Genomic DNA, 22,639 nt, shown 5'->3' on the forward strand with positions numbered 1-22,639 from the left:
ATGCCATTCGCTAGAATTGTTCGATGTGCTGTTTGAGCCATACTTCAGCGGCATCTTCAGGAACGGAATATTCTAATATATCTATGGTGAAACAGTCGCTAATTGGCGTTGCACCTATATCCTCAAGCAGTTGATATGCATGCTTACCTGCTGCGCAAAACGTGTCATAGCTTGAATCGCCAAGTGCTACCACGGCATATTTTAACTCGCTCGTGTTCGGTGGTGTTGATTGCAAAGAAGCGATAAAAGGTTGGATATTGTCTGGGTAGTCACCCGCTCCATGCGTGGAGGTGACAATGAGCCAAGTCCCTTGTGCGGGGAGTTCACTTAAGTTGGGTTGGTTGTGGATAGTCGTAGTATAACCTTGCTCTTGCAGTAGATCGTTGAGATGATCGGCGACATATTCAGCGCCTCCTAAGGTGCTGCCAGTGATGATATGGATCATGAGATATTCCTATAATTAAGAGTGATCAAGCTTCTCACTGCGATCATTTGCCGATACAGAACGACGAAAAGATGCGCCCTAACAAGTCATCGGAGCTAAATTCGCCCGTTATCTCGTTTAGATGTTGCTGCGATAAACGCAGTTCTTCCGCTAAGATTTCACCAGCCATGTAGCCTTCGAGCTGCTGCTGACCAATCATGAGGTGCTGTGCGGCGCGCTCTAGCGCGTCCAAATGGCGTCGTCTGGCCATAAAGCCGCCTTCATTGCCCCCAGCAAAGCCCATGCACTCTTTGAGATGAGTACGCAGAGCATCAACTCCCTCTCCAGTTTTTGCCGACAGGCGGATTAAGGTTGGAGAATTAACATGACAGATACCGAGCGATTCTTTGGTTTGATCGACTTTGTTGCGGATCACCGTCATGCCGATGTTTTCAGGCAATCGATCGACAAAATCTGGCCAGATTTCTTTTGGATCGGTAGCATCGGTGGTGGTGCCATCAACCATAAAGAGCACACGATCTGCTTTTGCTATTTCATCCCAAGCACGCTCAATACCTATTCTTTCGACTTCGTCATTGGCATCACGTAGGCCAGCGGTATCGATGATATGCAGTGGCATGCCATCGATGTGGATGTGCTCTCTCAGTACGTCACGCGTGGTTCCTGCTATGTCTGTAACGATGGCGGAATCTTTGCCTGAAAGCGCATTCAATAGACTCGATTTACCCGCGTTAGGACGCCCTGCTATCACCACTTTCATCCCTTCGCGTAAAATGGCCCCTTGATTGGCCTCTTTGCGCACGGCGTCTAAGTTGTCGATGATATTTTGCAGATCTGCGGCAACTTTACCATCGGCAAGAAAATCGATCTCCTCTTCAGGAAAATCAATCGCTGCTTCAACGTAAATTCGCAGGTGGATTAGGGAATCGACCAAGGTGTGAATGCGTTTGGAAAATTGACCTTGCAATGAATGCAGGGCGGATTTGGCCGCTTCTTCAGAGCTGGCATCAATCAAATCGGCAATCGCTTCCGCTTGGGTTAAATCCATTTTGTCGTTTAAAAACGCACGCTCAGAAAATTCACCCGGGCGCGCTGCGCGCAAGCCACTGATAGCCAAAATGCGTTTGATCAGCATATCCATGACGACCGGGCCGCCGTGTCCTTGTAGTTCGAGCACATCTTCGCCGGTAAAGGAGTGAGGATTAGGAAAATAGATCGCGATGCCTTGGTCAAGTTCGGTGCCATTTTGATGCTTAAAAGGCAAGTATTCCGCATAACGAGGTTTCAGTGTTTTCCCGGTTACTTCAAGCGCGACTTGAGCGGCTTTCGGGCCTGAGACGCGAATAATCCCCACGCCACCTCGGCCTGGAGCGGTTGCTTGAGCAACAATGGTGTCTGTAGACATAAGGGTACCTAACATAGGGGTGTATGAGCGCAATTGTAATCAGCCAAAAACAAAAAGGCGACCAAAAGGTCGCCTTTGTTTCACTTGTCAGTGTGACTTCTTGCTGAAGTGGCTACTTAGAGTGTAAGCCTTTTTTCTCCAGCGCTTTGTAAATCAAGGTTTGCTGGATCAAGGTAACGATGTTCGATACCAACCAGTAAATCACTAAACCTGATGGGAAGAACAAGAAGAAGAACGTAAACATAACCGGCATAAAGGTCATGATCTTCTGTTGCATCGGATCAGTGACTGTCGTCGGGCTCATTTTCTGGATCATAAACATACTCACACCCATCAGCAGTGGCAAGATGTAGTATGGGTCTTGTGCTGAAAGGTCATGAATCCAACCAAAGAAAGGTGAATGACGCAGTTCAACCGATTCCATTAATGACCAGTAAAGCGCAATGAAGATAGGCATTTGCAGGAAGATAGGTAAACAACCACCGAGTGGGTTTACTTTCTCTTTCTTATACAGCTCCATCATTTCTTGGCTCATGCGTTGGCGGTCATCGCCGATGCGCTCACGCATTGCTTGCAGCTTTGGTTGCAGCATGCGCATTTTTGCCATTGAGGTGTATTGTGCTTTGGTCAGTGGGTACATAGCACCACGAACAATGAAGGTTAAGCAGATGATTGCTACACCCCAGTTGCTAACGAAGCTTTGAATGAATGAAAGCAACATGTGTAGTGGTTTTGCAATAAACCATAACCAGCCGTAGTCGACTACTAAATCAAGATTTGGCGCAACAGCAGCCATTTCATCTTGCAGTTTTGGACCGACCCAAAGTGTGGCTAAGAATGTCGCTTTTTCACCGTTGGCGATGGTTTTATTTGGCATGCGAACACCAATATCACCTAAGTTGCCAATCACGCGAGTGTATAAGTTTGACCCTGCTGCATCACGTGGGATCCACGCGCTGGCAAAGTAGTGTTGGATCATCGCCGCCCAACCTTCACCGTTAACTAAAGGCAGTGACAAGTTACGATCTTGCATATCATCGAAACTGTATTTCTTATAACGTGTATCTTGTGTTGAGTAAGCACCGCCACGGTAAGTTGGCATAGCCAAGCTGCCACCAGCGTCCAATAAATTTTGGCGTAGGTGTGCATACATACCCAGTGTCGCGTTATTACCAGATTGGTTGACTACATCAAATTCAACATCCAAGGCGTAACTGCCACGTTTAAGGATGAAGGTTTTGGTGTATTCAAGGCCATTGGCTTGATAAGTCATGGGAATGCGCAGTTCGTCTTGACCATCTGCTAGAGCAAAGGTGTCGGCGCTAACAGTATAGTTTGGACGATTGTTGCTGCTTAAATCGATCCCTTGCGGTCCCACTAAACCACTTTGCGCGATAAACTGGTGACCAGGAATGTCTTTAAGTAGCACAAATGGGTCTTCTGAATTGAGTTCAGCATCGTACTTATTCAGCTCGGCCTTCACTACATCACCACCTACCGTGTCAATTGACAGAGTCAGTACATCAGTCTTGACGGTGATGGTTTTTGCAGACGCATTGGTTACTGCTGGTGCTGGGTCTAACTCATCAGCCATAGATGGTGCAGTTAAAGTGCTGCTATTTTGTGCCTGCTCAACCGCTTGAGGTGCTGGGTTCTTTGCTACTTGCCATTGCTGGAAAAGTAAAAAAGAAACGAGTGCCAAGGCGATTAACAGGATATTACGTTGAGAATCCATCGTTAATTATCTCTGTCTTGTTTTTGGACTGGTGGCGGAACGGGGTCAAAACCCCCTTCGTTCAAAGGGTGGCATTTTAATAGACGTTTGCCTGATAACCAACACCCTTTTACAAAACCGTGAGCTTTCAACGCTTCTATCGCATAGTTTGAACAGGTTGGAGTAAAGCGACAGCGTGGTCCAAGCAGAGGACTGATGATTCCTTGGTAAAAACGGACGAATCCGATTGCTAACCACGCGAAGGGCGAGACAGGCGATGCCATAATTTTTCAAATAGTTTGAACATTTCTTCATTGCTTAAATCTTGCGCGCTCTTTTTCGCAATCACAACAAAATCTTTGTTAGGAAGTTGATGCTGTTTATTACGGAAGCTTTCGCGAGCGAGGCGTTTGAAGCGATTACGGCCAACAGCAGTTTTGATCTGTTTTTTGGGGACGGCCAACCCTAACCTTGGGTGGGTAAGAGCGTTTTCGCGAGCAATGATAGTGAAATGGGGGGAGCCTGCGCTGTGCGCTTGCTGGAAGACTTTTTTATAATGTTCGGGAGTTAACAAACGTAACTCCCGATTGAACGCGTACGTATTCAAAATAATCGCGAATTATTTTGACAGGCGCGCGCGGCCTTTAGCACGACGTGCATTAATAACCTTACGGCCATTCTTAGTTGCCATGCGTGCACGGAAACCGTGAGTACGCTTGCGCTTTAGAACGGTAGGTTGAAAAGTGCGTTTAGACATGTGTAATTACCTTACTGATCAGTAGTTTTTAGGTTCAAATAAACCCGGCGTGGGTATATTTTCGCTTCTTTAATAGAAAGAAAGGAATCCGACGCCTCTCAACAAAGAGGCGGAATTGTAATCACTGTCACAATAAGTGTCAACGATTGGGTTCACTAAAATTCCGGTCGGGGGATTATACGCAGTCTCCTTTAAATCACAAGGATCCTTCGTCGATCCCCACCTGATTTAAAAATTTCTTGAGCTTAGGATCCTGTGGATTACCAAAGATATCCTGTGGAGAGCCTTGCTCTACAATTTGCCCATCGGCCATGAAGATCACGCGATCGGCTACCTCCTTTGCAAACTGCATCTCATGGGTAACCACCAGCATTGTTTGGTGATGAGTGGCTAATTTCTTCATTAAAGCAAGCACTTCGCCAACCAATTCAGGATCGAGTGCTGATGTAGGTTCATCAAATAGCAGCAATTCTGGTTGTAGCGCCATCGCACGACCGATCCCAACGCGCTGCTGCTGGCCACCAGAAAGCGCTGCGGGATAACTCTCTCCTTTATCCCCAAGACCTATGTCATCCAAAATCTGCTGTGCGCGGGTCAGGGCGAGATCTTTTTTCCAACCGTGCACCGTAATGAGCCCTTCGGCGACATTTTGCCTCGCCGTCATATGAGCAAACAGCGCGTAGTTTTGGAAAACAAAGCCTGTTTTTCTGCGCAGTGCTAATACATCTGCTTTGCTCTGTTGCTGGGTGTCGACGGTGACATCATCAATAGTAATGGAGCCTTGGTCTGCGCGTTCTAGGAAGTTGACGCAGCGCAGTAAGGTCGATTTACCTGTTCCGCTTGAGCCAATAATGACGATGATTTCACCTTTTTCTATTGCCAAGCTGATTCCTTTGAGCACTTCAGTATCGCCAAAGCGCTTATGAATATTATCGAGTTTAATCATCGTACATACGCCTTATTGAGTCTCTCTTCAGCCCAAATTTGTACCCGAGTCAGTACCACCACTACGGCCCAGTAAATTAATGCAACGGCGAGGAAAGCTTCAAAGAAGCGAAAGCTTGATGAAGCTTCCATCTGCGCTCTGGCCATGATCTCAGCGACTCCTAATGTAAAAGCTAATGAGGTCGATTTGATCATATCAATGAAGTAATTCATTAATGATGGCAACGCGATACGAGTAGCTTGCGGCAAAATAATGCGGCGCATTGCTTGGCTTGTGGTCATACCCACAGACAAACTCGCTTCCATTTGGCTCCGATCAATACCCAAAATGGCGGCGCGAATACTTTCTGCCATATAAGCGGCGAAGTGAAGAGTTAGCCCGATCACCGCGGCGCTAAACGCATTTAAACCGACCATCCACGGTAACACTTGCGGCAGACCATAGTAGAGTAGAAATAGTTGTACCAGCAGGGGAGTACCGCGGAAAAAGCTGATGTACAGCTGGCTTAGCGGATCCAAAATGGGCACTTTGAACACACGAATATTGGCTAAAATGACCGACAGGATCAAAGCAAACACTAAGCCCCAAGTCGCCATCTCCATGGTGGTGCCTAAATACCTGAGCAGTATTGGCATCAGCTCAAGCATATAGTGAAAATCAAATCCCATCGGCTTACCTTTTTAAAACAAAAAAGGTGGAATGTGTGGTTCCACCTCAATCCTATCTTTTGATAATAGGGGAATTTACTTATTGGTGATATCGGCAGCAAACCATTTTTCAGAAATCGCACTCAGTGTGCCATCAGCGCGCATCGAGACTAACGCTTGATTCACTTCAGCTTGCAGTTTTTGGCCTTGCTCGTTGTTAACAAACGGCCAAGCGTTTTCAATGGTTTCAAAAGGGTGACCAGCCAATTGCAACGGTAAGCCCGTTGTTTTAATCAATTCCAGAGCCGAAAGGCGATCCATCACAAACGCATCGGCACGGCCAAGAGCAACGTCATGTTCAATGCCAGTATCGTAAGTTTTGATGATGATTTTATTGTCTTTGTCAAAGCTGCGTAGTAGCTGCTCGAAGTTTGAGCCTAAATTGACCGCGACCGTTTTGCCGGCAAGATCGTCAATCCCTTTAATGCTGTCATTACCTTTGCGAACGGTAATTTGTGCACCGTCGATGACATACGGGTCAGCAAATAAGTATTTCGCTTTACGTGCTTCTGTGACGGTGATTTGGTTTGAAATGGTATCAATTCGGCCAGTTTCAAGCAGGCCAAAGAGACCGGAGAAATTAGCAGTAACATATTTTACATCGTAATCATTGCGTTTACCTATCTCATCCCAAACATCCACTTCAAAGCCTTGCAGCTTGTCTTGTTTGACAAAAGTGAATGGAAAATAGCGCCCTGACATGCCGACTTTTATTTCCGTTGCCGCGTGTACGCTTGCAGCGGATAGTGCAATTGCAGTAATGGCGACTTTAACCCAGTTTTTCATCTTGAAACTCCTTATATTTATAGAGAGGGATGTTACTGGTAAAGCACTCAATAGAATAAATAACCAGTAGTTATTAACCATAACCGAACATAGTGACACAATTGGGGATAAGTATAGAGGATCCTTGTATATGTGGATCATCGTGTGGGTAAAGTGGTGCTAATTGTGAAGATCGACAAAAATCAAGCGCAAATTGTGTGAATAACTTCGATCTTATTCACTGGATCACGGATCAATCGCTGGCGATCTTGGTTATCAACAGGTAAAATCGCCAGTCTTTTCGATCATTTACTTAGGGTGAGGGCAACCGTGTCATCTTCGCTTTGGTTGCAATGTTTGCAACAGCTTCAAGAAGAGTTACCAGCAGCTGAATTCAGCATGTGGGTACGTCCGTTACAAGCGGAGCTCAATGACAATACTCTCACTTTATTCGCCCCAAACCGATTTGTGCTTGATTGGGTGCGCGATAAATACATCAACAGCATCAACCGACTACTGCAAGAGCATTGTGGCCACGATACCCCGAACCTGCGTTTTGAAGTGGGTAGTCGCCGGGTCAGCGCGCCTAAAGCTGCTCCCGTTCGTACTCAAGCGGATGTCGCGGCTGAATCTTCAGCTCCTGCACAGTTACAAGCGCGTAAACCAGTACATCGTACGTGGGAAAACGACACTGTTGTGGCAGACATTAATCACAGATCAAACGTTAACCCTAAACATAAGTTCAATAACTTCGTTGAAGGTAAATCGAACCAACTTGGTTTGGCTGCAGCGCGTCAAGTTTCCGATAACCCCGGCGCGGCCTATAACCCACTCTTCTTATACGGTGGTACAGGGCTAGGTAAAACACACTTATTGCACGCAGTTGGTAATGCGATTGTTGATAACAACCCGAATGCGAAAGTGATTTACATGCACTCAGAGCGTTTCGTGCAAGATATGGTGAAAGCGCTGCAAAATAATGCGATTGAAGAGTTCAAACGCTATTACCGCAGTGTCGATGCACTCTTGATCGATGATATTCAATTCTTTGCCAATAAAGAGCGTTCGCAAGAAGAGTTCTTTCATACCTTTAACGCATTGCTTGAAGGTAACCAACAAATCATTTTGACTTCCGACCGCTATCCGAAAGAGATCAATGGGGTGGAAGATCGCCTGAAATCTCGTTTTGGTTGGGGTTTGACGGTTGCGATTGAGCCACCAGAGCTTGAAACGCGTGTCGCGATTTTAATGAAGAAGGCAGAAGATCACCAAATTCATCTTGCCGATGAAGTTGCCTTTTTTATTGCCAAACGCTTACGTTCCAACGTGCGTGAATTGGAAGGTGCATTAAACCGCGTTATCGCCAACGCTAACTTTACCGGCCGTCCGATCACCATCGATTTTGTGCGTGAAGCGCTGCGTGACTTATTAGCTTTGCAAGAAAAATTGGTCACCATTGATAACATTCAAAAGACCGTGGCGGAATACTACAAAATTAAAGTGGCGGATTTGCTTTCTAAACGTCGCTCTCGCTCGGTTGCCCGTCCACGCCAGTTGGCGATGGCACTGGCTAAAGAGCTGACTAACCACAGCTTGCCTGAAATTGGTGATGCGTTTGGTGGCCGAGATCATACGACAGTGCTGCACGCTTGCCGTAAAATCCAGCAGTTACGTGAAGAGAGCCACGACATCAAAGAAGACTATTCGAATTTAATTCGTACCCTGTCTTCTTGATGCACAACCTTCTTATATCAGCTATTTTAACCCTCACATTTGGGGTTGCCCGATAACATCGTAAGAGCTAACTATGAAATTTACTATTGAACGTAGCCACTTCATTAAGCCACTTCAGCAAGTATCTGGAACATTAGGCGGACGTGCGACTTTGCCAATTCTTGGTAATTTGTTGCTCAAAGTGGAAGAGAACGTGCTGTCGATGACGGCGACCGATCTCGAAGTCGAACTGATTAGCCGCGTGACACTTGAAGGTGAGTGCGAAGCAGGAAGCATCACTGTCCCTGCGCGTAAATTTTTAGATATTTGTCGCGGCTTGCCCGATAGCGCCGTGATCACTGTGGTATTGGAAGGCGATCGCATTCAGATGCGTTCTGGCCGTAGCCGTTTCTCTCTGGCAACCTTACCTGCCAGTGACTTTCCTAATATTGAAGATTGGCAAAGTGAAGTGGAAGTGTCGCTCACTCAGGCAGAACTGCGCAGTTTAATTGAGAAAACCCAGTTTTCGATGGCTAACCAAGATGTGCGTTATTACCTGAACGGTATGCTATTTGAAATCGACGGTTCAACCTTGCGCTCTGTGGCAACCGATGGACACCGTATGGCGGTTTCGCAAACGGCACTCAGCGCGGATTTTGCCAATAAACAGATCATCGTGCCGCGTAAAGGGGTACAGGAACTGGTCAAGTTACTTGATGCGCCAGAACAGCCGGTTGTGCTGCAAATTGGTAGCTCAAATTTGCGCGCCCAAGTGAATAATTTCATCTTCACTTCTAAGCTGGTTGATGGCCGCTTCCCTGATTATCGCCGCGTTATGCCGCAGCAAACGACCAAAACCTTAGAAACGGGCTGTGATGAGTTACGTCAGGCATTTTCTCGTGCCGCGATTCTCTCAAATGAAAAGTTTCGCGGGGTACGGGTTAATCTTGCGGATAATGAAATGCGCATTACCGCCAACAACCCAGAGCAAGAAGAAGCGGAAGAGTTGTTGGATGTCACCTTTGAAGGCGACGCTATCGAAATCGGTTTTAACGTCAGCTATGTGCTCGATGTACTGAATACATTACGTTGTGAACAGGTTCGTGTATCGATGTCTGACGCCAACGCCAGCGCGCTGATTGAAAATCGCGATGACGACAGCGCGATGTATGTCGTCATGCCGATCCGACTTTAAGTTTGCGCAATGCCGCTGACTCGTTTAATCGTCCAACAATTTCGCAATATTAAAGCCTGTGATATCCCATTATCATCAGGCTTTAACTTTCTTATTGGCCCTAATGGCAGCGGCAAAACCAGTGTATTGGAAGCGATTTACCTGCTGGGTCATGGTCGCTCGTTCAAAAGCGCCTTAACCGGACGCGTCATACAAAATGAGTGTCAGGAGCTGTTTGTGCATGGGCGTTTTTTGACCTCGGATCAATTTGAGCTACCGATTGGCATTAATAAGCAGCGTGACGGTTCAACAGAGGTTAAAATAGGCGGTCAATCTGGGCAAAAACTGGCGCAACTGGCACAAGTTTTACCTTTGCAATTAATTCATCCGGAAGGGTTTGATCTGCTCACCGATGGACCAAAACAACGACGTGCATTTATTGATTGGGGGGTATTTCATAGTGAACCTGCCTTTTATGATGCATGGGGGCGTTTTAAGCGCCTCAATAAGCAGCGCAATGCGTTGTTAAAAACGGCAACCCATTATCGTGAACTCAGTTACTGGGATCAGGAGATGGCGCGCTTGGCTGAACAAATCGATGCATGGCGCACACATTATGTGACGCAAATGAAGTGTGTTGCCGAGGCGTTGTGTCGCAGTTTTTTGCCAGAATTTGATGTGCAAATGAAGTATTATCGTGGTTGGGAAAAAGAGACGCCCTATCAACAAATCCTCGAGAAAAACTTCGAACGCGATCAATCGCTAGGCTACACATTCAGTGGCCCGAACAAAGCGGATTTAAAAATAAAGGTCAATGGAACACCGGTTGAAGATGTTCTATCACGCGGTCAGCTTAAATTAATGGTGTGTGCACTGCGCGTCGCACAAGGACAACACTTAACCGAGCTGACAGGTAAGCAATGCATCTATTTAATTGATGACTTTGCTTCCGAATTAGATAGCCATCGTCGTAAGCGTTTAGCGGATTGCTTAAAATCGACGGGGGCACAAGTTTTTGTAAGTTCTATTACGCAAGGCCAAGTTGCAGACATGATTGAGTCAAACAGCAAGATGTTTCATGTGGAACATGGCACAATAGAGCACGGATAAAATAGTGAGAGAGTAACTCATGTCGAATAATTACGATTCATCGAGTATTAAGGTACTGAAGGGTCTGGACGCGGTTCGTAAACGTCCAGGAATGTACATCGGCGACACGGATGATGGCACCGGTCTGCACCACATGGTTTTTGAGGTGGTGGATAACTCAATTGATGAAGCGTTGGCAGGTCACTGTAAAGACATCGTAGTGACTATTCACGAAGACAATTCAGTTTCAGTTAGCGATGATGGCCGTGGTATTCCTACCGACCTTCACGAAGAAGAACAAGTTTCTGCCGCGGAAGTTATTATGACGGTTCTGCATGCGGGCGGTAAATTTGATGACAACTCATACAAGGTTTCGGGTGGTCTGCACGGTGTCGGTGTGTCCGTTGTCAACGCGCTGTCTGAAAAAGTGCTACTGACTATCTACCGTAACGGCGCTATTCACACACAAACTTATTGTCACGGTGTGCCACAAGCGCCGTTGGCTGTGGTGGGTGAAACCGATAAAACTGGGACAACCCTGCGTTTTTGGCCAAGTGCTGAAACCTTTACCAACATTGAATTCCATTACGATATTTTAGCTAAGCGTCTGCGTGAGCTCTCTTTCCTAAACTCTGGTGTATCCATCAAACTGTTTGATGAACGCGAAGAAGACAAAAAAGACCACTTCAGATATGAAGGTGGTATTAAAGCGTTTGTTGGCCATTTAAACCGCAATAAAACGCCAATCCATGAAAAAGTATTCCATTTCAGCTCTGAGCGTGACGATGGGATTACCGTGGAAGTGGCGATGCAGTGGAACGATGGTTTCCAAGAAAACATTTACTGCTTTACCAACAACATTCCTCAACGTGATGGTGGTGCCCACTTAGCGGGTTTCCGTGGGGCGTTAACTCGTACCCTAAACACCTTCATGGATAAAGAAGGCTTCTCGAAAAAAGCGCAAGCGGCGACCTCGGGTGATGATGCTCGTGAAGGCTTAACCGCGGTGGTTTCAGTGAAAGTGCCGGATCCTAAGTTCTCTAGCCAAACTAAAGATAAATTGGTTTCATCCGAGGTGAAATCTGCGGTTGAGTCAGCAATGGGTGAGAAATTGGCGGAGTTTTTGGCTGAAAACCCAAGTGAAGCCAAAATGGTCTGTTCAAAAATCATTGATGCGGCTCGTGCTCGTGAAGCGGCGCGTAAAGCGCGTGAAATGACACGTCGTAAAGGTGCGTTAGATCTTGCTGGTTTGCCGGGTAAACTCGCCGACTGCCAAGAAAAAGATCCTGCACTATCTGAATTGTACATAGTGGAAGGGGACTCTGCTGGCGGTTCTGCCAAGCAGGGACGTAACCGTAAAAACCAAGCGATTTTGCCGCTGAAAGGTAAAATTCTTAACGTTGAAAAAGCACGTTTTGACAAAATGCTTTCTTCGCAAGAAGTCGCAACGCTTATCACCGCATTAGGCTGTGGCATTGGCCGTGATGAATATAACCCAGACAAACTGCGTTATCACAACATCATCATCATGACCGATGCGGACGTCGACGGTTCGCACATCCGTACGCTACTGTTGACCTTCTTCTATCGTCAAATGCCTGAGCTGATTGAGCGTGGCTACATCTACATTGCTCAACCGCCTTTGTATAAAGTGAAAAAAGGCAAGCAAGAGCAGTACATCAAAGATGAAGATGCGATGAACCAATACCAAGTTGCTTTAGCATTGGATGGTGCCTCATTGCATGTTAACCCTCAAGCGCCAGCATTAGCAGGTGAAGCGTTAGAAACCTTGGTTAAGCAATACAATGTCGCCATTAAACTGGTGGAGCGTATGAGCCGCCGCTACCCTTACGCCTTGATCCATGAATTCATCTATATGCCGCGTATCATTGTTGATCAATGCGCTGATTCTGCAGTAGTAGAAGCGTGGGGCAAACAGCTGGTAGAGCAGTTAAATGCGAAAGAAGTTGGCGCAAGCCAATACAGCATTGAAACTGAGCACAATGCGGAGCTTGGTATTTATCAGCCTAAGATTGTAGTGCGCACTCATGGTGTAACGCACCAACATCTATTAAGTGCTGATTTGCTCAATTCGAAAGAGTACAGCAAGCTGGCGGACCTTTCTGAAGCACTTTATGGCTTAGTTGAAGAAGGGGCTTACATTCAACGTGGTGAGCGTATTCAACCTGTCGATAACTTTGTTGATGCGTTGAACTGGTTAATTAAAGAGTCTCGTCGTGGCCTAAGCCTACAACGCTACAAAGGTCTAGGTGAAATGAACCCAGATCAGTTGTGGGAAACGACGATGGATCCTGAATCTCGCCGTATGCTGCAAGTCACGATTGAAGATGCTGTTGGTGCTGATGAACTGTTTACCACCTTGATGGGTGATCAAGTTGAGCCGCGCCGCGCATTCATCGAAGAGAACGCTTTAAAAGTCGCCAACCTCGATGTCTAAGTCGTTGCTATAAAGACAATCCCGAAAAACACCGTTTCGCAAGAGCGGTGTTTTTTTATGGTCAATACAAAGTCACCCAACGTGGGAGCAACCATTTTTAGCATCAACACTTTCTACTTATCTTAGGTTGTCTTTAAGGATAAAAGCTCATAAACGTTTTTTTATTGGGATTTTCTCTCAATAAAAAAAAGTATCTACTATTTTATTTTATTCCGTGTTTTTAGAGGTTTTTATGAGCTTGAATTATATTTTTTGGCCGATATAGTATTCATTAATTACTTTTTAGGAGATGTGGGTTTGTTATTTATCTTACAGTAATAAATCCGAAGGTCTAACTTTCGGATATTATCTAATCTATTTTTGGAATTATTGTAAGGAGTAATAAATATCAACTTATTTAAACGTTGGCTTGTTTTTTTTAAAAGTAAAATAATAACAAGCTTATTTGTTACCTATCAGTCTCCACTGATTTTACTGACTCTTTTCGAGAGAATAGAAGCAGAATCATTGGCCAGATATTCTACGGCAGAGCGCCGAGTCAACGTTGGAGATAGGGTCAGCTTTGTTGATACAGAAAAGTGTCAACCTTATCAAATTATTATAGTGCTTGGTGAGCGGAACAACCCTAATGATGGTCTCGTATCACTTTACTCTTATTTAGGCGCTTCTATTTTTGGATTACGTGAACAAGAGTGTTTTAAATTATATATTTTAGGAAAAGAGCGAGAATATAAAGTGGTTAATATTCTTCCTGAAAAGTCACTAACGTGTGTAAATTAAATTTCTTCGTTAAAATAAGGAGATTACTATGAGTAAGAAAGATATGAAAAAAGCGCAACTTAGCCTAAAAGAAAAGCGGAAATTAAAGCAAGAAAAAATGGAAGAAAGCAGTATAATTAAAGAAAGGAAAAAACGCGGAAAATAAAATAAGTTTTCATCGGTTAAAGTGCAAAATAAAGCCTAATGATATCGTTAGGCTTTTTTATGTCTCTGTATTGACTCTATATCCTGCTAATGAAGGCTTTGTAACTCTACGGAGTATCAGTTTTATTCGATGTCCTCTTTCTAGTTTCTGTTCGCTTTAGCGAGGACTAAAAAATTTTTCAAAAAATCCTTGAAAAGAATTTTAGTGCCCCTATATCTATCAATGAAGAGGATGCCGTAAGGACCTCTGGAATGGCGACACAGGTTTGCTCTCTTAAGAGGAGCCTTGTGTTGTGATCATTAAATGTGTTGTTAGCTCCATGTTGAAAGAATGGCTGCTAACGGCTTAGCGCCTATGCGCTAAGGCTATTGCTTATGATGAGGATAGTATGATGAGAACAGTAGATTTCACTCCTTTATACCGCAACGCAATTGGTTTTGACCGTCTATTAAACATGATGGAATCCAGTTCAGCGAAGAATAGCTCTGCGGGTTACCCTCCGTACAATATTGAACAGCAAGACGACAATAAATATCGCATCACGATGGCGGTAGCTGGTTTTTCTGAAGAGCAGATTGAGATTACTCAACAAGAAAATACGCTGATTGTGCGTGGCGAACGTAAACCCGAAGAGAATAAAAACTACGTCTACCAAGGTATTGCTGAGCGCGATTTTGAACGTAAATTCCAATTGGCCGACTATGTCAAAGTACTCGGAGCCACAATGGAAAATGGCTTGCTACACGTGGATCTTGAACGTGAAACACCTGAAGCGATGCAACCACGTAAAATTGCGATTAATGGCAAAAACTTAATTGAGAACAATTAAGTTACTGGCCACATTAAAGAAGTGAAAGAGCGCCTTTTGGCGCTCTTTTTCATGGCAGAAAGGATGAATTACTGTTGATAAGCTAATGCCACTTCTTGAGCAATAATTTGAATGCCCTTTTGCATGGCTTCATCATCTTGCACGTAGTTCATGCGCAGACACTGATGCGCGTGTTGCCAATCGTCTTGTTGACCAATAAAGAAATATTCACCCGGTACAATCAATACTCCTCTGGCTTTTAGACGTTGGTAAAGTTCCATGGTGGTTATAGGGAGCTCATCAAACCAGAGCCATAAAAAGATCGCCCCTTCTGGTTTATGGATACGAAAGCGCGGGTCGCTAATGGCTTGCTTGAGTAACTCGACTGCTCTTTGTGATTTCTGCTGGTAGAAGGGCTTGATCACATCGCGACTGAGCCTTAATAGATCGCCTTTTTCAATCATGTGATGAGCAATGGCTGGGCCGATGCTGCCTGGCGCTAAGCTAATGATGCCATTCATGTTGGTTAATGCTTGGGTAATGGTTTCGTTGGCAATGACGATACCGCAGCGCACACCGGGTAAACCCAGTTTCGAAAGGCTCATGCATAAAATGGTGTTGTCATTCCAAAAGGGCTCAATCTCTTCAAAAATGATGTTGGGAAATGGAACGCCGTATGCATTGTCGATAATCAGTGGGATATTGTTCTCTCTAGCCAGCTTATCGAGCTTGTGGATCTCTTGTTCTGTGAGCACATTTCCCGTCGGATTGGTTGGACGGGAAGCACAAATGGCGGCTACCGACGAATCCACGCTCAAGGTTTCGAAATCCACGTGGTATTTGAATAAGCCATTGTCGAGTAGTTCTATTTCTGGGCGATAGGAGACAAAAATATCTTCATCTATCCCGGCATCACCATAACCAATATATTCAGGCGCTAATGGCAGTAAAATTTTCTTATGTGAACCATCAGCTTGCTGGCCAGCAAACAGATTAAATAGATAGAAAAATCCACTCTGGCTGCCATTGGTTAAGCTAATGTTCTTTTCACTGATTTCCCAGCCATAGGTTTCTTTAAGCAGTTTTGCGAGAGATTTAACGAACAGATCTTTACCTTGTGGGCCATCATAGTTGGCGAGGGCAGCGATCAGTTCACCACTGCTAAGCATGTCAGCACTGGTTTGATGAAAGTAGTCAATCATGGCGGGAATGGCGGCTGGATTACCACCGCCGAGCATAATGGCTCCGGGGGTACGTAGGCCATCATTGAGATCGTCCATTAACTGGGTAATACCGGAATACTGATTAAATTTTTCACCAAATTTCGAAAACTGCATTGCTGACTGCCTAATTCATTCTTGTATTTGCTTGCATAAAGGGGCATGAAACGATGCCATGCCCATCGAGTAATCCTTGAACATACCCCAATGTTTTTGCGAGTCAAAGCACTATTTTTCGCCAAATAACACACTACGGTCAGATAAAACAAAAAGCCCAGCGGATGGCCGCTGGGCTTTGATAGATTAATTTGTGTGCCGAAATATCAGCGACTACTTTTGCAGCAGTGAAATATCAGCAATTTGTAGGAACAGATTACGCAAGTTGTTGAGCAGCGTTAAACGGTTTTGTTTTAATGCTTCATCGTCTGCCATCACCATGACATTATCAAAGAAAGCATCAACAGGTTCACGTAGTGCTGCCAGCTTGCTCAGTGCTTGTTGGTAATCACCGGTAGCGAAAGCAGGTTCTAGTGCTTCGGTCATCACTTCCACTTCTTCCGCTAAGGCTTTTTCGGCCGCTTCTTGAAGAAGTGTTAGGTTGATTTCTGCAGCCAGTTCACCGTCAAATTTCGCTAAAATGTTACCGACACGCTTGTTTGCCGCCGCTAGGGCTTCAGCCGCTTCCAGTTCACGGAAGTGGGAAACCGCTTTAACACGTTTGTCAAAATCAGCGGGTTTGGTTGGACGACGAGCAAGTACCGCTTGGATGATGTCGACGCTAAAACCTTCATCTTGATACCAAGCACGGAAACGGCCAAGCATAAACTCAATTACATCGTGCTCAACGTTGTCGTTGGTAAGGTGATCACCAAACAGCGATTTCGCTTTTGCTACGAGGTCAACTAAGTCCAAGTTATAGCCGTATTCAACGATGATGCGCAGTACACCCAGTGATGCGCGACGCAGAGCAAAGGGATCCGAGCCTTTTGGTGCTTGGCCAATACCGAAGATGCCGACTATGGTGTCTAGCTTGTCTGCGATTGCCACAGCGGCGGAAACGCCATTGGTTGGCAGAGCATCGCCAGCAAAGCGTGGCATGTACTGTTCGTTTAGTGCAACGGCGACTTCTTCTGCTTCTCCGTCATGGCGAGCATAATGCATACCCATCACGCCTTGCGTGTCGGTAAATTCAAACACCATTGAGGTCATCAAATCGCATTTAGCCAGTAAGCCCGCACGTTTTGATTTTTCTACATCCGCGCCAATCTGTTCTGCAATGTAACCAGCCAGTTCAGTAATACGGTCAGTTTTATCTTTAATCGTACCTAACTGCTGCTGGAAAATCGCGGTTTCTAGTCGTGGTAGACGATCGACTAATTTGCTTTTGAGATCGGTATTAAAGAAGAATTCCGCGTCCGCTAAGCGTGGACGAACGACTTTCTCGTTGCCTTCGATAACATGGCGAGGCTCTTTCGACTCGATGTTAGAGACGAAAATAAAGTTAGGCAGCAATTGCTTATTCGCATCGCTCATCTGATGAGAATAAACCGGGAAGTATTTTTGGTCACCTTTCATGGTGTAAACCAAAGCTTCTGACGGTACTTTAAGGAATTTTTCTTCAAATTTCGCCGTAAGCACTACTGGCCATTCAACCAGTGAGGTCACTTCTTCAACCAAGTCATCGTCAAGATCGGCAACACCGCCAACCTGTAGCGCTGCTTTTTGTGCATCCGCAATAATTATCGCTTTACGCGCATCGTAATCGGCGATCACTTTACCGCGCTGTTCTAAAATCGCTGGGTATTGTTCTGCTGAATCGATGGTGAACTCTTTTTCGCCCATAAAGCGGTGACCACGAATGGTGCGCGCAGAAGCTACGCCTAAGATCTCACCTTCGATCAGTTCATCACCCATCAAAATAGTCAGAGTTTTTACTGGGCGGATAAATTGTGTTTCTTTATCACCCCAGCGCATGGGTTTGGCGATAGGCAAGTTTGCTAACGCTTTGGCGGCAAGTTCAACCACAATGGCTTTGGCATCTTGGCCTTTGACTTCCTGTTTGAACAGTAGCCATTCACCTTGTTCTGTTGTTAGGCGATCCGCTTGCTCAACAGTAATGCCGTTACCACGCGCCCAGCCTTGTGCTGCTTTGGTTGGATTGCCATCGGCATCAAAAGCAACAGAAATAGCGGGGCCACGTTTTTCGACCACTTTATCTGCTTGACCTTGGGCCAAGTTGGTCACTTTCAGTGCTAAACGGCGAGGGGTTGCAAACCATTTGATGCCTTCGTGTGCCAGTTCAGCGGTTTTCAATTCTGCGGCAAAGTTAGCCGCAAACGCTTCAGCCAAAGTGCGAAGTTGTTTTGGTGGTAGCTCTTCTGTGCCTAATTCAATTAGAAATTCTTTTGCCATCTTATTTGTCCTCACCCTTTTTACACATAGGGAAGCCAAGTGCTTCACGAGATGCGTAGTACGCTTCTGCAACCGCTTTGGTCAGGTTACGGATGCGTAAGATGTAACGTTGACGTTCTGTCACCGAAATCGCTTTACGCGCGTCCAATAGGTTAAAGGCATGGCCCGCTTTCAAAATACGCTCATAGGCAGGAAGTGGCAGCGGTTTTTCTAGCTCAAGTAGATGCTTACACTCTTTTTCGCACTGGTCGAAGAAAGTGAAAAGAAAATCGACATCCGCGTGTTCGAAGTTGTAAGTGGATTGTTCGACTTCATTTTGATGGTAAATGTCACCATAGGTGACTTTACCTAATGGGCCATCTGTCCAGACTAAGTCATACACTGAATCCACGCCTTGAATATACATGGCGAGACGTTCAATACCGTAAGTGATTTCGCCGGTGACAGGCTTGCACTCAAGGCCACCGACTTGTTGGAAGTAAGTAAATTGAGTTACTTCCATGCCGTTTAGCCACACTTCCCAGCCAAGACCCCAAGCACCTAAGGTTGGGTTTTCCCAGTTATCTTCCACGAAACGAATATCGTGTACTAGTGGGTCAACACCGAGCACCTCTAAAGACCCCAGATACAACTCTTGAATGTTGTCTGGTGAAGGTTTGATGATGACTTGGAATTGGTAATAGTGTTGCAGGCGGTTTGGGTTTTCACCATAACGACCGTCCGTTGGACGACGAGAGGGTTGAACATACGCCGTTGCAATGGGCTCTGGGCCTAAAGCTCGCAGGCATGTCATTGGGTGAGAGGTTCCTGCACCAACTTCCATGTCTAATGGTTGAACAATGGTACAGCCTTGTTGGGCCCAATAATCCTGCAGCGCGAGGATCATACCCTGAAAGGTTTTGATATCGTATTTTTGCATAGTCAGGTTCGCGCGATTCTTCTGTCTGAATGGATGAAAATAACGAACAAGTATACCCAGATATTCGCTCAGCGAGTAGGGGTAATCTTGCTTAATTAATGGTCGAAAATCCGTTTTGGTCGAATTTATCGCATCGATTGTGCCAAATTCCTGCACATGAACGATTTTGACTTATTTCTAACTTGAGATTTTCACTCGGCCTGATTAGAATTGCGCCGTCTTTGGGGAGTAGCTTACCAGTGAGATTTCTTATCTTAATGGTTCGTTCGTCAACATAATTGGTGCCAAATCACCGTGGCGTTCGAGGCTAAAGTCATTTTAGCTTAGCAAGACCTTAGACAAACATCACAAACCGGGGCGGGGAGTGGCGTTTGTCTATGGTTATTATAATTATCCCGCCCCATTGAGCCTGTCGTGAGCGTATTAGCTATTTCAATTACTACCGTCGCCTTAGCTGAAATTGGCGATAAAACCCAACTGCTTTCTCTGCTGCTAGCCAGTCGTTATCGTAAACCTTTGCCTATTATTGCCGCCATTTTTGTCGCAACGATGGTTAACCATGCACTCGCTGCTTGGCTGGGCGTGGTCGTTGCCGACTACCTGTCACCAGAAATCCTTAAATGGGTGTTGGTCGCTAGCTTCCTTGCCATGGCGGGTTGGGTGTTAATTCCAGACAAACTCGACGGTGATGAAAAAATTACCAATCGAGGCCCTTTTGTCGCCAGTTTTATTGCTTTTTTTGTCGCTGAAATTGGTGATAAAACCCAAATAGCAACGTCTATTCTTGGTGCGCAATATGCGGATGCTCTACTGTGGGTGGTGCTCGGAACGACAATTGGTATGTTGCTGGCTAACGTACCTGTGGTGCTGATTGGTAAATTATCCGCCGATAAAATGCCGCTAGGACTTATTCGTAAAATCACGGCGGTACTCTTTTTGATATTAGCGATCGGCGCGGCGATTTGGTAATTCCAATCGATTAGATGATTGGGCGAGTGAGCGTGACACAATTTATTACTCAACTTGTCGCCCAACGTCTACGGTTGCGTGATGAGTGACAAATTTATGCCATACTGGTCATGTTACTGTAGTGCTAGATGATGCAAGTCTAAGAGGGAATGCATATGCTGACACGTTATATGGGAATGACCGCCAAGAGCCAAAGTTACTTGTTTACGTTCGGTTTTGTGCTGACGTTGTTGGGTATGGCGTTGACGGAAATGTGGCTACCCATGGTGGCCGGCGCAATCATATTGTGTGGCTTAATGGTGGAATCTTGGATCCGAGTCGCGCACATTATCCCGATGCACGATGAAATTCGAACCCTGCAAAAGCAGATCACAAAACTACAATCAGAGATCCGCACCATCGAGTTTAATGAGTAGTGTGCAGCGCAATGAATCAATGAATTAATAGCAAAAGGCGGCCTTTTTGAGGTCGCCTTTTCTTTTGCGTACGCATCACTTAGATCGAGGCTTAACTCAATCCTTTCTTAATCAAATAGAGATAGGGCAATGTGTCCACTTTCTCCGCAATTAACTGATGATCCATAAAGCGGCAAAAACTGGGAATGTCTCGAGTTGTTGACGGGTCATCGGCTTTCACTAGTAAAATTTCGCCATCTTGCATGGTTCGAATGGTTTTTCTGACCATCATTACAGGCTCGGGACAGCGCAATCCTTCGGCTTCGAGTGTTTGTGTGGCAAGTGCCGGATCAAATGTCATATTCAAACCTAATCGATGTTATCGCAAGGCGTAGATAATACTGGCGAGGAAAAAATATTCAATAACCACTTGGCAAAGTGATCTTTTTGTTTTAACTTACTTAACAAGTTGATAACAATTTAGTGAGGCACTTATGTTAACAGCGCTTGATAGGTTAACCATTTATTCGGTTCTCTGCTTTATCTCATTTTGTGCCTTAGTGATGCGAACGCCTGCAGAAACGTCGTGGATGCCACTTTTTGGTGTCAGTGCGTCACTGGTTGGGATCTGGCTTGAGATGCATCTTTGGAAAGGCATCTCAGAAGAGCAGAATCACTAATCCATCACATATTGATCAACGCATTGCACTAATACGACACGTAACACATTCCGACACTATCCCCATTTTCTTGGGCTTCCCCGCTGAAAGGCGGGATTTTTTTTGCCTAACGCGTACACTGAGCCTATTTACCAATGACAAAAGTGGGGTTATTGCATGGAGTTGGAAGATATCTATCGTCGTGATCTGAATTTATTGATTGCACTGAGAGTGTTGATAGAAGAGAGCAGTGTCAGTAAAGCGGCCCAGCGTTTAAATCTTAGCCAGTCAGCCATGAGCCGTGTATTAGGTCGGTTACGTGATCTGCTCAATGATCCTCTTTTTACGCGCCAAGGTCAGCATCTCATTCCGACTGAAAAAGCGCTGGAGCTTAATCGTGCCTTAGGCGAGCCATTGGAGTCTCTACGTCAAATCCTTTCACCTGTTGAATTTGACCCCCAGCAATGTGAACAAACCTTCACCATTGCCACGACAGATTACGCAATGCAGACCATCTTACCGTTTGCTTTACCAAGGATATATCAAGAGGCACCAAACGTGTCGTTTGAGTTTTTACCTTTGCAGCATGATAGGTTGGCCGATCAACTGACTTATGAAGGGGCTGATTTAGCGATTTGTCGCCCAACGTCGCCAGTAGCACCATTGATGAGTGAGGTACTTGGGCGAGTCGGTGTGCTTTGTTTGCTCTCCCAACACCATCCGTTGGCGAATCGGCAGATCTCTTTAGCGGATTACCTGACATACCCTCATGCGATGATTGCGATCAGTGATGGTGTTAATGCCTTAATTGAACAAGCATTAAGTGGGCAGCCTAAACGGAAAATGGTGCTCAGAGCCTATCATTTAGAAGCCGCGCTAGCGATTGTTGATACCATGCCATTGATTATTACGGTGCCTGCGGATCTGGCCTATTTAGTGGCAGAGCGTTACGCATTGGTGGTGAAGCCGTTACCGTTTCAGTTTACGCCGTTTGACTACTCTATGATTTGGCACTCGCGATGTGAGCATTCTCCTGCCCAAGAATGGTTAAGGCAGATCGTCAAACAAGAGTGCAGTCGGTTGATTGCTAAGCGTATTGAAGAGATGCAGTTAGAGGGGTAAAAATCATCAAGCTTTGAGTAAGACCAAAGCTTGATGA

The 22,639-nt window shown here is 45.5% G+C and carries 23 protein-coding genes and 1 riboswitch; of the genes, 10 read left to right on the forward strand and 13 right to left on the reverse strand.

What is annotated here, in order from left to right; genetic code table 11:
* Positions 1-10: 10 nt before the first annotated feature.
* The 9 genes from mioC to AACQ75_RS04075 all read right to left on the reverse strand — a co-directional run bounded on the left by mioC (position 11) and on the right by AACQ75_RS04075 (position 6,760).
* Positions 11-445: an FMN-binding protein MioC gene (mioC, locus tag AACQ75_RS04035; protein WP_013855584.1), complete on the reverse strand. Its 435-nt coding sequence runs from the start codon at positions 443-445 to the stop codon at positions 11-13.
* A gap of 43 nt (positions 446-488) precedes the next feature.
* Entirely contained in the window at positions 489-1,850 is a 1,362-nt protein-coding gene (gene mnmE, locus AACQ75_RS04040; RefSeq protein ID WP_026028517.1) for a tRNA uridine-5-carboxymethylaminomethyl(34) synthesis GTPase MnmE, read from the reverse strand.
* 112 nt (positions 1,851-1,962) lie between these two features.
* Entirely contained in the window at positions 1,963-3,585 is a 1,623-nt protein-coding gene (gene yidC, locus AACQ75_RS04045) for a membrane protein insertase YidC (protein ID WP_017046370.1), read from the reverse strand.
* A gap of 2 nt (positions 3,586-3,587) precedes the next feature.
* On the reverse strand, positions 3,588-3,848 hold the full coding sequence (gene yidD, locus AACQ75_RS04050) for a membrane protein insertion efficiency factor YidD (protein WP_081265547.1): 261 nt from the start codon (positions 3,846-3,848) through the stop codon (positions 3,588-3,590).
* Positions 3,815-4,171: a ribonuclease P protein component gene (rnpA, locus tag AACQ75_RS04055; protein ID WP_026027667.1), complete on the reverse strand. Its 357-nt coding sequence runs from the start codon at positions 4,169-4,171 to the stop codon at positions 3,815-3,817. Before rnpA ends, yidD begins: the two co-directional genes overlap by 34 nt.
* 12 nt (positions 4,172-4,183) lie before the next feature.
* The gene (rpmH, locus tag AACQ75_RS04060; protein ID WP_010319951.1) at positions 4,184-4,321 is read right to left on the reverse strand and encodes a 50S ribosomal protein L34; all 138 of its coding nucleotides are present in this window, start codon (positions 4,319-4,321) and stop codon (positions 4,184-4,186) included.
* A gap of 196 nt (positions 4,322-4,517) precedes the next feature.
* On the reverse strand, positions 4,518-5,267 hold the full coding sequence (locus AACQ75_RS04065) for an amino acid ABC transporter ATP-binding protein (protein ID WP_170889552.1): 750 nt from the start codon (positions 5,265-5,267) through the stop codon (positions 4,518-4,520).
* On the reverse strand, positions 5,264-5,935 hold the full coding sequence (locus tag AACQ75_RS04070) for an amino acid ABC transporter permease (RefSeq protein WP_010319949.1): 672 nt from the start codon (positions 5,933-5,935) through the stop codon (positions 5,264-5,266). Before AACQ75_RS04070 ends, AACQ75_RS04065 begins: the two co-directional genes overlap by 4 nt.
* 75 nt (positions 5,936-6,010) lie before the next feature.
* The gene (locus tag AACQ75_RS04075; RefSeq protein WP_170889554.1) at positions 6,011-6,760 is read right to left on the reverse strand and encodes an amino acid ABC transporter substrate-binding protein; all 750 of its coding nucleotides are present in this window, start codon (positions 6,758-6,760) and stop codon (positions 6,011-6,013) included.
* A 309-nt stretch (positions 6,761-7,069) separates the two neighbouring features.
* Between AACQ75_RS04075 and dnaA the strand changes: the two genes are divergently transcribed.
* From dnaA to AACQ75_RS04105, 6 genes are all read left to right on the forward strand, one after another.
* The gene (dnaA, locus tag AACQ75_RS04080; protein WP_010319947.1) at positions 7,070-8,473 is read left to right on the forward strand and encodes a chromosomal replication initiator protein DnaA; all 1,404 of its coding nucleotides are present in this window, start codon (positions 7,070-7,072) and stop codon (positions 8,471-8,473) included.
* Positions 8,474-8,546: 73 nt separating this feature from the next.
* Positions 8,547-9,647 carry a DNA polymerase III subunit beta gene (gene dnaN, locus AACQ75_RS04085; RefSeq protein WP_088720678.1) on the forward strand — a complete coding sequence of 367 codons (1,101 nt, stop codon included), beginning with the start codon at positions 8,547-8,549 and terminating at the stop codon, positions 9,645-9,647.
* 9 nt (positions 9,648-9,656) lie between these two features.
* The gene (gene recF / locus AACQ75_RS04090; RefSeq protein ID WP_013855575.1) at positions 9,657-10,736 is read left to right on the forward strand and encodes a DNA replication/repair protein RecF; all 1,080 of its coding nucleotides are present in this window, start codon (positions 9,657-9,659) and stop codon (positions 10,734-10,736) included.
* A 19-nt stretch (positions 10,737-10,755) separates the two neighbouring features.
* The gene (gene gyrB, locus AACQ75_RS04095; protein WP_013855574.1) at positions 10,756-13,173 is read left to right on the forward strand and encodes a DNA topoisomerase (ATP-hydrolyzing) subunit B; all 2,418 of its coding nucleotides are present in this window, start codon (positions 10,756-10,758) and stop codon (positions 13,171-13,173) included.
* A 507-nt stretch (positions 13,174-13,680) separates the two neighbouring features.
* Positions 13,681-13,953: a GreA/GreB family elongation factor gene (locus AACQ75_RS04100; protein WP_017046366.1), complete on the forward strand. Its 273-nt coding sequence runs from the start codon at positions 13,681-13,683 to the stop codon at positions 13,951-13,953.
* 536 nt (positions 13,954-14,489) lie between these two features.
* Complete coding sequence (locus AACQ75_RS04105; protein WP_010319943.1) at positions 14,490-14,927, forward strand: Hsp20 family protein; 438 nt, start codon at positions 14,490-14,492, stop codon at positions 14,925-14,927.
* A gap of 68 nt (positions 14,928-14,995) precedes the next feature.
* Here the strand turns inward: AACQ75_RS04105 and AACQ75_RS04110 are convergent, their stop codons facing one another.
* From AACQ75_RS04110 to glyQ, 3 genes are all read right to left on the reverse strand, one after another.
* Positions 14,996-16,243: a valine--pyruvate transaminase gene (locus tag AACQ75_RS04110; protein WP_010319942.1), complete on the reverse strand. Its 1,248-nt coding sequence runs from the start codon at positions 16,241-16,243 to the stop codon at positions 14,996-14,998.
* 213 nt (positions 16,244-16,456) lie between these two features.
* On the reverse strand, positions 16,457-18,538 hold the full coding sequence (gene glyS, locus AACQ75_RS04115) for a glycine--tRNA ligase subunit beta (RefSeq protein WP_170889556.1): 2,082 nt from the start codon (positions 18,536-18,538) through the stop codon (positions 16,457-16,459).
* Between the two features lies 1 nt (position 18,539).
* Complete coding sequence (gene glyQ, locus AACQ75_RS04120) at positions 18,540-19,457, reverse strand: glycine--tRNA ligase subunit alpha (RefSeq protein ID WP_013855568.1); 918 nt, start codon at positions 19,455-19,457, stop codon at positions 18,540-18,542.
* A gap of 211 nt (positions 19,458-19,668) precedes the next feature.
* A riboswitch (yybP-ykoY riboswitch) is annotated at positions 19,669-19,782 on the forward strand.
* 89 nt (positions 19,783-19,871) lie between these two features.
* On the opposite strand from glyQ, the gene AACQ75_RS04125 reads away from it, so the two are divergent.
* Together AACQ75_RS04125 and AACQ75_RS04130 are read left to right on the forward strand one after the other, a co-directional pair.
* Positions 19,872-20,426, forward strand: coding sequence for a TMEM165/GDT1 family protein (locus tag AACQ75_RS04125; protein ID WP_017046363.1), 555 nt, complete (start codon positions 19,872-19,874; stop codon positions 20,424-20,426).
* 155 nt (positions 20,427-20,581) lie between these two features.
* Positions 20,582-20,842: a hypothetical protein gene (locus tag AACQ75_RS04130; RefSeq protein ID WP_010319938.1), complete on the forward strand. Its 261-nt coding sequence runs from the start codon at positions 20,582-20,584 to the stop codon at positions 20,840-20,842.
* A gap of 91 nt (positions 20,843-20,933) precedes the next feature.
* On the opposite strand, the gene tusA is transcribed toward AACQ75_RS04130, so the two are convergent.
* Positions 20,934-21,182: a sulfurtransferase TusA gene (gene tusA / locus AACQ75_RS04135; RefSeq protein WP_010319937.1), complete on the reverse strand. Its 249-nt coding sequence runs from the start codon at positions 21,180-21,182 to the stop codon at positions 20,934-20,936.
* A 133-nt stretch (positions 21,183-21,315) separates the two neighbouring features.
* Here tusA and AACQ75_RS04140 point away from each other — a divergent pair, with 133 nt between their 5' ends.
* On the forward strand, positions 21,316-21,501 hold the full coding sequence (locus tag AACQ75_RS04140) for a hypothetical protein (RefSeq protein ID WP_010319936.1): 186 nt from the start codon (positions 21,316-21,318) through the stop codon (positions 21,499-21,501).
* A gap of 156 nt (positions 21,502-21,657) precedes the next feature.
* Positions 21,658-22,602, forward strand: a complete 945-nt coding sequence (locus tag AACQ75_RS04145; protein WP_013855564.1) for a LysR family transcriptional regulator — start codon at positions 21,658-21,660, stop codon at positions 22,600-22,602.
* Positions 22,603-22,639: the final 37 nt, after the last annotated feature.

This window comes from Vibrio sp. B1-2 (assembly GCF_963888445.1).
Taxonomy (GTDB): domain Bacteria; phylum Pseudomonadota; class Gammaproteobacteria; order Enterobacterales; family Vibrionaceae; genus Vibrio; species Vibrio anguillarum.